This is a genomic window from Streptomyces sp. NPDC004126 (assembly GCF_050275515.1).
Lineage (GTDB): Bacteria > Actinomycetota > Actinomycetes > Streptomycetales > Streptomycetaceae > Streptomyces.
Genome location: NZ_JBNNPF010000077.1, coordinates 16,870 through 28,095, shown reverse-complemented (window position 1 = coordinate 28,095; position 11,226 = coordinate 16,870). Strand labels below are relative to the sequence as shown.

At 73.3% G+C, this 11,226-nt stretch carries 13 protein-coding genes; 6 read left to right on the top strand and 7 right to left on the bottom strand.

Annotation, left to right across the window (positions count from 1 at the left end; all coding sequences use genetic code 11):
- Nucleotides 1–51: 51 nt before the first annotated feature.
- Genes ACQKM2_RS37935 through ACQKM2_RS37920 form a run of 4 tightly spaced genes read right to left on the bottom strand, consistent with a single transcriptional unit; the run spans nucleotide 52 to nucleotide 5,348 of the window.
- Nucleotides 52–1,428, bottom strand: a complete 1,377-nt coding sequence (locus ACQKM2_RS37935) for an O-antigen ligase family protein (protein ID WP_427718024.1) — start codon at nucleotides 1,426–1,428, stop codon at nucleotides 52–54.
- Nucleotides 1,429–1,430: 2 nt separating this feature from the next.
- Entirely contained in the window at nucleotides 1,431–2,954 is a 1,524-nt protein-coding gene (locus ACQKM2_RS37930) for an exopolysaccharide biosynthesis polyprenyl glycosylphosphotransferase (protein ID WP_427718034.1), read from the bottom strand.
- Nucleotides 2,955–2,956: 2 nt separating this feature from the next.
- Nucleotides 2,957–4,153 carry a glycosyltransferase family 4 protein gene (locus ACQKM2_RS37925; RefSeq protein WP_427718021.1) on the bottom strand — a complete coding sequence of 399 codons (1,197 nt, stop codon included), beginning with the start codon at nucleotides 4,151–4,153 and terminating at the stop codon, nucleotides 2,957–2,959.
- Between the two features lie 19 nt (nucleotides 4,154–4,172).
- Nucleotides 4,173–5,348 carry a DUF3344 domain-containing protein gene (locus ACQKM2_RS37920; protein WP_427718018.1) on the bottom strand — a complete coding sequence of 392 codons (1,176 nt, stop codon included), beginning with the start codon at nucleotides 5,346–5,348 and terminating at the stop codon, nucleotides 4,173–4,175.
- A gap of 102 nt (nucleotides 5,349–5,450) precedes the next feature.
- Between ACQKM2_RS37920 and ACQKM2_RS37915 the strand changes: the two genes are divergently transcribed.
- The 5 genes from ACQKM2_RS37915 (at nucleotide 5,451) to ACQKM2_RS37895 (ending at nucleotide 8,627) form a co-directional block, all read left to right on the top strand.
- Nucleotides 5,451–5,699, top strand: coding sequence for a chaplin (locus tag ACQKM2_RS37915; RefSeq protein WP_427718016.1), 249 nt, complete (start codon nucleotides 5,451–5,453; stop codon nucleotides 5,697–5,699).
- A 118-nt stretch (nucleotides 5,700–5,817) separates the two neighbouring features.
- Entirely contained in the window at nucleotides 5,818–6,228 is a 411-nt protein-coding gene (locus tag ACQKM2_RS37910) for a rodlin (protein ID WP_427718013.1), read from the top strand.
- A gap of 250 nt (nucleotides 6,229–6,478) precedes the next feature.
- Entirely contained in the window at nucleotides 6,479–6,712 is a 234-nt protein-coding gene (locus ACQKM2_RS37905; RefSeq protein WP_427718011.1) for a chaplin, read from the top strand.
- A 125-nt stretch (nucleotides 6,713–6,837) separates the two neighbouring features.
- Complete coding sequence (locus tag ACQKM2_RS37900; RefSeq protein ID WP_427718009.1) at nucleotides 6,838–8,103, top strand: chaplin; 1,266 nt, start codon at nucleotides 6,838–6,840, stop codon at nucleotides 8,101–8,103.
- Nucleotides 8,104–8,282: 179 nt separating this feature from the next.
- A complete protein-coding gene (locus ACQKM2_RS37895; RefSeq protein WP_427718006.1) occupies nucleotides 8,283–8,627 on the top strand; it encodes a hypothetical protein in 345 nt (114 codons plus the stop codon).
- Nucleotides 8,628–8,708: 81 nt separating this feature from the next.
- Here ACQKM2_RS37895 and ACQKM2_RS37890 read toward each other — a convergent pair whose 3' ends face one another.
- Both ACQKM2_RS37890 and ACQKM2_RS37885 read right to left on the bottom strand, forming a co-directional pair.
- On the bottom strand, nucleotides 8,709–8,951 hold the full coding sequence (locus tag ACQKM2_RS37890; RefSeq protein WP_427718004.1) for a chaplin: 243 nt from the start codon (nucleotides 8,949–8,951) through the stop codon (nucleotides 8,709–8,711).
- A 167-nt stretch (nucleotides 8,952–9,118) separates the two neighbouring features.
- Nucleotides 9,119–9,637, bottom strand: a complete 519-nt coding sequence (locus tag ACQKM2_RS37885) for a hypothetical protein (RefSeq protein WP_427718001.1) — start codon at nucleotides 9,635–9,637, stop codon at nucleotides 9,119–9,121.
- 281 nt (nucleotides 9,638–9,918) lie between these two features.
- Here ACQKM2_RS37885 and ACQKM2_RS37880 point away from each other — a divergent pair, with 281 nt between their 5' ends.
- A complete protein-coding gene (locus tag ACQKM2_RS37880) occupies nucleotides 9,919–10,320 on the top strand; it encodes a rodlin (RefSeq protein ID WP_427717999.1) in 402 nt (133 codons plus the stop codon).
- 150 nt (nucleotides 10,321–10,470) lie between these two features.
- Here the strand turns inward: ACQKM2_RS37880 and ACQKM2_RS37875 are convergent, their stop codons facing one another.
- Nucleotides 10,471–11,109: a vitamin K epoxide reductase family protein gene (locus ACQKM2_RS37875; RefSeq protein WP_385764152.1), complete on the bottom strand. Its 639-nt coding sequence runs from the start codon at nucleotides 11,107–11,109 to the stop codon at nucleotides 10,471–10,473.
- Nucleotides 11,110–11,226 lie beyond the last annotated feature (117 nt).

Here is an 11,226-nt window from a genome sequence, read left to right as displayed (position 1 = left end):
CGGCGACTTCGGTCGCCGCGGCCGCGGGCCGCCGCCAGGGAGTCGTGTCGGTCACCGGCCGGCCGGTCCCTCGGCGGCCAGCGGGCCGTGCCCGGGCGCGGTGCCGGCGGCGAACCCCGGGGAGGGCAGGGCCCACCACGCCGCGAGTCCGATGATCACGCCGGTCAGCACGGTGGACGGCCCGCCGATGTCCGCGTACAGGAAGTCGGTCAGCTGCCACACGAGCAGCCCGGTCGCGATCAGCCCGCAGTCCCTGACCGCCCGGTCGGCGCCGACCGCGCACCGCCGCAGCCCGGCGACCAGCAGGGCGGCCCAGCCGCCCGCCAGGGCGAGCAGGCCGATCAGGCCCTGCTCGCTGAGGACGAGGAGGTACATGTTGTGCGGGGACAGCAACGGCTGCTTGATGAAGGCCTGTCCGGCGCCGGCGGTGTCGCTGCCGGAGGACAGCCCCAGTGAGGAGTGGCCGTCGCGGTGCGCGGGGAAGCCCTTGAGGCCCACTCCCGCGACCGGGCGTTCGCGCCACATCGACTCGGCGGCGGCCCACATCGTGTAGCGGTCGGTCACGGACTGGTCGGGGGCGCTGGAGACCTGGGTGATGGAGGTGAGCCGCTCGGCGACCATCTCGGAGCCGACGCCGAGCCCGCCGACGAGGACGACGCCGAGTGCGGCCAGCGCGACGAGCACCCGCAGGGCCCGCCGGATCCCGGCCATGGCCATCACCAGCACCGCCGACCCGAGGGTGGCGATCCAGGCGCCGCGGCTGAAGGACAGGACCAGCGGCAGTACCAGCACGAGGGCCGAGGCCCCGGCGGTGCGGCGGATCCGCTTGGGCAGTCCCGGCGCGAGCGCGGCGGCGGTCGCGACGACGAGCCCGTACGCGACGACGGTGGCCATGCCCATCACGTCGCCGGGGCCGAAGGTCCCCACGGCGCGGACGTTGGCGCCCTGGTACGAGGCGCCGGTGTGGGTGGCGTACTGCACGACGCCCACCGCTCCTTGGACCAGGGCCAGGACGACGAAGCACCCGGCGGCGATCCGGAACTCGCGGGCGTCGCGCACCAGCAGCACCACGGCCGCCGGGACGAGCACGAACACCTGGAGGTAGCGCACGAAGCCGGGGAGGGCCGCGTACGGGTCGCCGGCGGTCATCGTGGAGACCGCGAGCCCGACGCCGGGGGCGCCGAGCACGAGCACGCCGAGCGGGCTCAGGGTCCGTACCCGGCCGCGCAGGGCCTGGATCCCGCAGACGAGGGCGAGCAGCAGCGAGGCGGCGTCGGCGGGGCCGACCTTGCCGGAGGCGGTCGCGTCGCCGGCGGGGAGCGGGGCGAGGAGGAACAGGACGGTCGCGGCGAGGGGCAGCAGCGGCCAGTGGCGGCGCAGCGCGCCCGCGTCGAGGGCCCGTACCGGGGCGGTCGCGGTGAGGCTCATGCTCAGCTCCCTCCCAGCCGGAAGCGGAAGAAGGAGGCGGCGGTGCGGGCCAGGATCCACAGGTCCTGCCACAGCGACCAGGTGTCGATGTAGTGGTTGTCGAAGCGGGCCCGGTCCTCGATGGAGGTGTCGCCGCGCAGTCCGTTGATCTGGGCGAGGCCGGTGATGCCGACGGGCATCCGGTGGCGGGCTTCGTAGCCGGGGTGGACGGTGCTGAACTTGGCGACGAAGAAGGGGCGTTCGGGGCGCGGGCCGACCAGGCTCATGTCACCCCGTACGACGTTCCACAGCTGGGGCAGTTCGTCCAGCGAGGACTTGCGCAGGAAGGAGCCGACGGGGCTCATCCGGCGGTCGCCGGCGACGGTCCAGCGGGTGGCGGACTCGTGCTCGTCGGCGCGCAGGGTGCGGAACTTCAGCAGGGTGAAGGGCCGTCCGTAGAGGCCGACCCGCTCCTGACGGAAGATCACCCCGGGTCCGTCGGAGAGCCGGACGGCGAGGGCGCAGGCGCCCATGACGGGGGCGGCGGCGAGCAGTGCGAGGGCGGCGAGGCCGGAGTCGATGGCCCGCTTCGCGGCGCGTTCCAGCGGCCGGGAGGGCCGCGGCAGGAGGGGCTGTACGGCGTGTCCCCACAGCTGGTCGGCGGGCTGCGCGACGCGCATGCCGGTGACCTTGGCGGTCCCGGCGGGGTCGGCGAGCCAGAGCCGGCAGCCGTGGTCGTGGAAGAGCCGGACCAGGGAGGCGGTGCGTTCGTCGGCCTCGGGGGGACAGGTGAAGACGGCTTCGCGGACGGAGTTCTGGATGACGGCGCGGCGTACGTCCTCGTGGGTGGCGAGGACGGGGAGCTGGCCGGGGTCGCCGTCGGCGGGGGCGGCGGTGTCGGCGATGCCGACGGGGCGCAGTCCGTACTCGGGGCGGCCGTGCAGGGCGGCGGCGACGGCGCCGGTGCCCGCGCCGGGGCCGACGACGAGCGCGGAGACGGGCCGTCGTACGGCGGCGCGGCGGCGGAGCTGGTTGGCGAATCCGCGTCCCGCGCACGCCAGTACGACCTGGAGGCAGACGGCGCCGAGGAGCGCGCTCCAGCCGAGGGCGCGCTGGGGTGCGGCGGCGGCGAGGAGGGCGGCGGCGCCGGCCCAGAGCACGGCGGCGCGGCCGGCGAGGGCGGGCAGTTCGCGCAGTGCGGAGGGGGCGAGGCGGGGACGGTAGAGGCCGGCCTGTGCGTGCAGGGCGGTGAGGAGGGCGGCGGCGGGCAGTACGGCTTCGGGGGGCAGGGTGCCGGCGGGCAGGGTGGTCGCGGTGACGGCGGCGGCGAGCGCGTCGGCGGTCAGCAGCGCGGTGACGCCTTCGCGGCGGCGGGCCCGCTGCGGCCGGACGGCGGCGCGGGCCCGGTCGGCACGGGGTCCGCGCGGGGGGTGGAGGATGGCGGTCACGGCACGGCGGGTTTCGGCGGGAGCCGCGGGGGCGTAGGCGCTGCCGCCGGCGTGCCCCGTGCCGCCCTGCCCGGTGTGCCGGGCGGGTGCGCTGTCCATCGTCATCGGCTGATGCGCTCCTGGTTCAAGGGCCGGGGCCTGCCCAGCAGTTCGTGGTACAGGCCGGTGACCGCGTCCGTGGTCCGCCGCACGTCGAACTCGGTCCGGGCGTGCTGCTGGGCCTGCTCCCCGAGTTCGGTGAGCAGCCGCGGTTCGTCGAGCAGCCGTCCCAGGGCCTTGGCCAGTGCCGTCGGGTCCTCCGGCGGTACCAGGCAGAGCCGTCCCTGGCCGGGCGGCAGGCTCTCCCGGGCACCGCTGACGTCGGAGACCAGGACCGGGCGGCCGCAGGCCATGGCTTCGAGCGGGGCGAGCGCCATGCCTTCCCACCGCGACGGCAGTACAACGAGATCGGCGGCGCGAAGCCACGGTCGGATGTCGGCGGCGGCTCCGGCGAAGTGGACGCCGCCGGGTGCGGTGCGGCGCAGCCGTTCGGCGTCGGGGCCGTCGCCGACGAGGGCGAGGCGGGCGCCGGGGACGGCGCCGAGGACCTCGGGCCAGGCGCGCAGCAGGACGTCCTGGCCCTTCTGGGGGCAGATCCGGCCGACGCAGACGGCGAGCGGTCCGCCGTCGGGCAGCCGGAGTGCGGCGCGGGCTTCGGCGCGGCCGCCGTCGCGTCGGCCGCGGGCGGGGGCGAATCGGGTGAGGTCGACGCCGTTGCGGATCACCGCCCAGCGGGCGGTGATCCCTTCGGCCTCGCCGGCCCGGCGTTCGGCTTCGCTGACGCAGAGCACCCGGTCGGCCCAGCGGGCGCCGACCCGTTCCCAGCGCAGCGCGAGGGCGGCGGTGGTGCCGCTGACGGCGTCGAAGGACCAGGCGTGGGGCTGGAAGACGGTCGGCAGGGAGCCGCGTACGGCGAGGCGTCCGGCGAGTCCGGCCTTGGCGCTGTGGGCGTGCAGCAGGTCGGGGCGCAGGCGCTGGACCAGCCGGGCGGCGCCGAGGACTTCGGCGGGCAGCCCGGGTCCGGGGGAGCGTCCGGCGCGCCAGGTGTGCACCTCGGCTCCTGCCTCGCGGGCGGCGTCGGCGAGCTGTCCGCCTCGCGGGCAGCCGACGAGGACGCGCAGGCCGGCGGCGGTCTGCGCCCGTGCGAGGTCGGCGACGACGCGGGCGACGCCTCCGTCTACGGGCTGGACGAGGTGGAGGACGGTGAAGGAGGAACCGGAACCGGCCGGTGACGGGTCCGGCGAGGGGTGTTTCGGCACGTGGAGTGGTCTCCTGCGTTCAGCGGCGCGCGTCTGTCTGAACGAAGAGCACACCGAGGAATTGACCTTGGCTTTCGCCCGCGAACTTGAAGCTGAGGCTGCGGGCTCCACCGGACAGGGCGGGACTCAGGTCGAACACGTCCGCGTCATATCCGAGATTATTCATATGTTCGGGCTGTCGCACGAACGAGGGACGTCCGAATTCCGTGATCGTGGAATTCATAACATCATTAAAAGGATTTTCTGAATCGCTGACATTGACCCGTCGGCCACTGTCGGCGGTCACGGTGAGTGAGTCCCCGAGGGCCCCCCGGTCCCCGTCGTAGGCGACCACCCCGGCCTTCCCGGCGGCCCCGGGCGCCACCTCCAGGCCGGTGACCTCGACCGTCTCCCCCGCGGCCTCGCCCGCGCCGGCGGCCAGCGACTCGAAGCCGTCCCACACCGACACCCGGCGCAGCGGCTCCTGCGGGTGCTCGTACGCGACGACCAGCGTCCAGCCGCCCCAGGCGCCCACCTCCGAGTGGCCCATGGCCACGTTGAGCTGGGCCACGGTCCACATCCCCGCCCCGCCCTTGCGCACCATCGGGGTGACGTCGGCCGAGGCCTGGTAGGCGTCGCTGCCCTGGTCGGTGTGGTGCCCGATCACGGTGTCGGCCAGCACCGCCTTGTACGCGCCCCCGGGCTCGGCGACCAGCACCCGCCCGTTGTCCTCCGGCGGCTTCTGCTCCCCCACCCGCAGGTTCCCGCCCCAGTACAGGCGGGCGTACGAGACCTTCGCGCCCTGCGGGACCTTGAGCTCGGCCCGGGTGGAGTTGTAGGTGTCCGGGTCCTTGTCGACCTCGTTGTAGAACATCTCGAAGTCGCCGTTGACCCCCGCCGCGCCCTTCTTGACCTCGGCGCACGGCTCGGCCTGGTCGTTCTCCTCGCGGCGGCAGCTGATGGCGGAGTTGGAGGCCCTGACCAGCCCGCCGTGCTGGACGGCCTGGTAGCGCTGGGTGAAGGGCACCCGGGGCAATTCACGGGCCCCGGCGGTCACCGCGGCGCCCGCCTGGGGCACGTGTGCGGAAAGTGTGAGGCAGGACAGCAGGCCGAGTGTGCCGAGGATTCTGCGGGAGGAACCCATGACCCTGTCTCCATTTTCGATCAAGGGGACAAAACAGGAGTGAACTTTGTCAGAAATCGGGCTGGAAATCACGTCGGACTCGCTCGTACGGCCTTTTGGGCGATAGCACGCACCCTCTCCGTGGGCGGGTCGTTATGCGGTGCACCACCGTTCGAACCGAAAGGAAATACGGAGATGAAGAAGAGGCTGATGCGCGGCAGCACCGTGGCGGTCGCGGGCGCGGCGATGCTGATGGGCGGCGCGGGCCTCGCCTCCGCGCACGGCGGCGCGTCCGCGGACGGCGTCGCCGCCGGCTCCCCCGGTGTGGCGAGCGGCAACACGGTCCAGGTCCCCCTCGACGTCCCGGTGAACGTCTGCGGCCTCACCGTCAACGTGATCGCGCTGCTGAACCCGGCGTTCGGCAACACCTGCGTGAACGCCTGAACGTCAACCGCGCCGCACGAAACGGCGGCATCCGGGTGAAGCCACGCAACCCGAGCCGGGCCGAGGGCGTTGATCCGGATGCTCCAGTACCGGGCAATCCTGTAAAAAAGGGACGATCATGATCAAGAAGTTCGCGGCCGGCGCAGCGGTTGCCGCCTCCACCCTGGGCCTCGGCGCCGCCATGGCCCCGCAGGCGATGGCCGTCGGGAACGACAACGGCATCAACACCGTCAACGGCAACAACTCGGCGCAGATCTACGGCAACCAGGCCACCTACGGCAACATGAGCCCGCAGATGGCGCTGATCCAGGGCTCCTTCAACAAGCCCTGCATCGCCCTCCCGGCCAAGGTCAACGCGCAGTCGATCCTCGCGCTCATCAACGTCGGCGTCCAGGACATCCCGGTCCTGTCCAGCCCGCAGAACCAGCAGTGCACCGAGAACTCCACCCAGGCCAAGGGTGACGAGGCCCTGTCGCACATCCTGGACAACATCCCGATCCTCTCCGGCAACGTCTCCGCCGGCAGCTGATCGCACGGCTCCCCGAGCGAGGCCGTCGCACCCCCGGGTCGCGACGGCCTCGCCGCATGCCGGGCCCGCGTAATTCCGGCCCCCTTCCGGCACCCTCCATTACCGGTTCGAATTCACGGCCGGAACGCCCTTCCGGGGCATCGGAGTGAATTGTGCGGAAGCCCCCGGAAATCCTCGGTTTCTTTTCCCGGACCCACTCGTTGTTGTTTTTGCAGCGGATACACCTCTGCGGGAAGGATTGGAAAACAAAATGAAGCACAAGAAGGCAGTGGTGCTGGCCGCCGGCGCGATGATGGCCGCCGGTGTCGCCTCCCCGGCCATGGCCGACGCGGGTGCCAGCGGCGTCACCAAGGACTCCCCCGGCGTCCTCTCCGGCAACCTCGTGCAGGTTCCCGTGCACATCCCGGTGAACGTCTGCGGCAACACCGCCCAGCTCGTCGGCCTCCTGAACCCGGCCTTCGGCAACACCTGCGTCAACGCCTGACGTAGCCCTCGGCCCGCGAGGGCAGGGCAGACCTCCTCGGGGTGGCCTCGGAGTGCACGGCGGTGCACTCCGAGGCCACCTTCGATTCAGTACCGGCCCACGCGCCGGTGGACAGGGAAGGACCCATGCGACAGGTACTGAGCCGACAGGTACTGGGCAAGGGGGTGCTCACCGCTGCGGCCGCATCGAGCCTGCTGTCGATCGCGACCGGCGCGGCGTGCGCGCATCCAGGGGCGATGGCCGAGGCCTCGCATTCGCCGGGTGTGCTGTCCGGCAACAGCGTCTCGGTACCGATCACGGTCACACCGAACCTGTGCGGCAACAGCGTGGACGGGGGTGCGGCCCTCAACCCCTCGATGGGGAACACCTGCGTCAGCTCCACCGGCTCCCACGCCGGCGACGACGGCGGCCGCGACTACGAGCGCTACCTGAGCCCCGAGCACCGGGCGGCCTTCGAGCGCTACCTCGACGAGCAGCAGAGCGGCCGGCACGCACTGCCCCGCCAGCGCCACGAGGAGGAGCGCGGGTACGGGGAACCCCGCGCGCACGCCCCCAGGCACGCCGCCCCGCGCCACGAGGCGCCCCGCCACGAGCCCCCCGCCCCGCCCCGCCACCACCAGGACGGCGGCGACGAGGGCGGCTACGGCGGCGACGGCTCCGGCGAGAACGGGGAGGAGTGCGACGACCACCCGCCGCAGCAGCCCCCGCACGCGGAGCACCCGGCACCCCACCCGGCACCCCCCGCCCCGGCGCCGCAGCACCCGAAGCCCAAGCCGGAGCCCCGGCCCGCCCCCAAGCCCGAGCCGAGGCCCGGCCCCGTGGCGGAGCACCCGGCCCCCGCCCCGACGCCGGCCCCTGCACCCGCTCCGGCGCCCGCACCTCAGCCCGCCCCACAGCCCGCGCCGGCTCCGGCTCCCCCGCCGCAGCCCCCGCAGGCCGAGACCCCGGCCCCGCAGCCCGAGGAGCAGCCCCACACGCTCCCGGCCCCCGTCCCGCAGCCCGCCCCGGCACCGCAGCCCGAGGCCCAGCCGGCCCCGGCGCCCGTCCCGGCGGCCCCGGCCGCTGAGGTTCCGGCGCCGCGTCCGCCGCACGGCAGCCAGCCCGAGCGGCCCGCGCCCGCGCCGCTCCCCGCCCCGGAGGTCGTCCGCCCCGCGGACCAGCCCCCGGCGGCCCCGGCCGGCGACCTCCCGGTGCACCTGCCCCCGGCGGCCGCTCCCGCCCCGGCACCGGCCCCCGCGGCGGCCCCGCCGGCCCCCGTCCCGGCTCCGGCCCGGGCGGCCGCACCGGAGCTGGCGGCCACCGGAGCGGGCGAGCTCTCGGCCATGGCGGCCCTCGCCTCGGCCCTGGTCCTCGGCGGCTCGATTCTGTACCGCAGGGCCCGTATCGACTGACCGGGAATACCGGTAATCAGAAGAAATACCGGCCGGAGAATCCCCCCTCGGATTCTCCGGCCGCTTCCGTGCGCCCGGCCCCGCGTTTCCGCAGCGGCCGGTAATCGTTACCCAGGTCGAAAGCGGCGCGAGGATCGCCGCAGGCACCTCTGTCCACGAACAGAAAAGGATTTTCGATAATGAAGCTTTCCAAGGCCGCCGCTGTCGTCGCCGGCTCCGTCGCCGCGCTCGGAGCGGCGGCCCCCGCCTTCGCGGCGGAGGCGCCCGCCGGTCCCCCCATGAGCCTGTCCGCCGGATGGAACACGGCCCTGAGCGCCGTCGAGCCCGTCGTCGCCTCGGCGCCCGAGACCCTGGGCATGGCCCTCGCCGAGCAGGGCGACACCGTCAACAAGGTCGTCGGCACCGCCCAGGGCGTCAACAAGCTCCGCAACAACGCCCCCGGCGAGGTGCTGGGCCTGGCCAACGGGGCCACCAAGGCCTCCCCGCTGCTCGGCGGCGTACAGCTCAACGGCGGCCAGCACTGAGCAGCAGCCCGGGAACGACTGTGGGCGCCCCCGGCGGTGCCGGGGGCGCCCACAGTCGTGTGGTGCTGACCGATACGTGCGTCAGTCGTTGATGCAGACGTTGCCGAACGCGGGGTTCAGCGCGCCGATGATGCTCACGGAGTTGCCGCAGACGTTGACCGGGATGTGGACGGGGACCTGGACCAGGTTGCCCGAGAGGACACCGGGGGAGCCCACGGCCGCGCCCTCGGCCGCGGAGTCGGCGGAGGCGGCGCCGGCGGCACCGGCGACGGCGAGACCAGCGGAGGCCAGGGCCACAGCGGCCTTCTTGGCAGCAGTGTTCATGGGAAGTGCACCTTCTCTTCGATGTCCTGCCCCGATCCGGGGCTCACACGAAGCGAAACGGTCCAGCTTCCCCGACGACACGGCCGCGACCCGAAGAAGACCCGAACCAGACCTGTTCAGCCCAATAGTCGTAACCATGCCGCCGGCCGGCCTCCGCGGCCGCCCGCCTAGCTGCGGATGGGGATGTCGGGGATGTCCGGGACATCCGGGATGTCGGGCAGCTCGGGGATCACCCCGGTTCCCGGCAGCGCGGGCGTGGCGGGCACCGCCGGAGCGGCGGGAACGGCCGGGGCGGCGGGCGCCGTGACGGGCAGCCCCGGGATCCCCGGGATCGCCGGGATCGCAGGGAGGTTGAGCGACGGGAGGCCCAGTCCTTCCGGCAGCTTGATCTCGGGGATCTTCACCCCGCCCAGCAGACCCGTGAGGGAGCCCAGCAGGTCTCCGAGGGTCTTGGTCAGGCTGGCGAGGAGGTCGTCGATCGGGCCGGCGGCGACCTGGTCGGGGACGGCCTGCCTGACCTCCTCGATCCGTTCGATCCGCTCCTGCACGGCGGCCGCACGCTCTTCGACGGCCGCCGCGGCACCGCCGCCGTCGGCGGCCACCGCGGGGGCGGCCGCGCCGGACAGTATGACGACGGCGAGGGCCGACGGGACGAGGACGCGGAGGCGGGACGGCTTCGTGCGCATGGGGGCTTCCTTCGGGTGGTCGCGAAAACGGACGGGAACAATCCGCTTCCTCACCCACCGTGCGCAGCCCTTCTACGGAGCGCAACACGATCTTGACCGGCGAAGCGGAACCCGGTGGCTGCGTACGGGCTTCGCGCAGGCGTCCGCAGCCGTCTCACCCGGACCGGGGAAATCGCCGCCCCGGACGGGCCGATCGAGTGAAGGAGCGGAACCAACCCCTCGGAAGACCTGTTGATCAGGGCGCTCCACAAGCGGGCACTCGTGCGACAAAAGGATCAATGATGCTCAAGAAGATCATGGCCGCCGCCGCGGTCACCGCCGCCGCCGTCGGCGCGGGCGCCGCTCCCGCCATGGCCATCGGCAACGACAACGGGATCAACACGGTCAACGGCAACGGTGCCCAGCAGATCTACGGCAACCAGAAGACCACCGGTGACATGAGCCCGCAGCTCGGCCTGGTCCAGGGCTCCCTCAACAAGCCCTGCATCGCCCTGCCCGCGAAGGTCAACGCCCAGTCGCTGATCGCCGCCCTCAACATCGGTGTCCAGGACATCAACGTCCTGTCCAACCCGCAGAACCAGCAGTGCACCGAGAACTCCACGCAGGCCAAGGGCGACGAGCCGCTCTCCCACATCCTGAGCAACATCCCGGTCCTCTCCGGCAACGGCTCGATCGGCAGCTGACCTCCTCCGCTCGGCCCTTCCGGTCAGGGCGCGCACCGGCGCCCGTGGAGCGAAGTGACGCGCTGGCGCGCTGAGCTGACGAAGTGACGAGGGCCCCGGCGGCGTCCAGCCGCCGGGGCCCTCGTGCGCGTACGCCCCGCTCCGTCCGGGTCAGCCCGTCCAGAAGTCCCACCAGCGGGTCAGGACCAGCATCCCGATCACCCCGGTGTGCAGGGCGGGCGGTGCCCAGGCGAAGTCGGTGAACAGGGCCCGCAGCGGGCCGGGGGCGGGCAGGTCGCCGGTGCGGACGTTGCGGGCGGTGACCGCCCAGAACATCAGCAGGGTCGCCACCCACGCCAGGCAGCACCACAGGCACAGGGCGTTGATCTCGTACAGGGACTGGACCATCAGCCAGGCGCAGAAGCCGGTGCCGAAGAGCGTTCCGGCGTTCAGTCCCAGCCAGAACCAGCCCCGGTGGCGGGCGCCGGCCAGCAGGCCCGCGCCGACGCAGACGACGACGGCGTAACCGGCCAGCCCGAGCATCGGGTTGGGGAAGCCGAAGGCGGAGGCCTGCTCGCTCTGCATGACGCTGCCGCAGGACACCACGGGGTTCAGACTGCAGGCGGGCTTGAAGTCCGGGTCCTCCAGCAGGAGGAACTTGTCCAGGGTGATCACCCAGGAGGCGAGCAGCCCGGCCGCCCCGGTGACCACCAGCAGCCAGGCCAGCCCCCGGGAGGCGCCCGGTTCGCCCTCGGGGCGGATGCGGGGGCGGCCCTGCTGGCGGGGGACGCCCACTGTGTTCGTTGCCATACCGCCCATGCTCCCGCGCAATGTGATGGACCGCCGCGAACCCGGGCCATCCGTACCCAACTTGACCTGAAGGTGTGGCGGGAACCCCTGATGCTTCCCGGACGTTTTACCGAATCC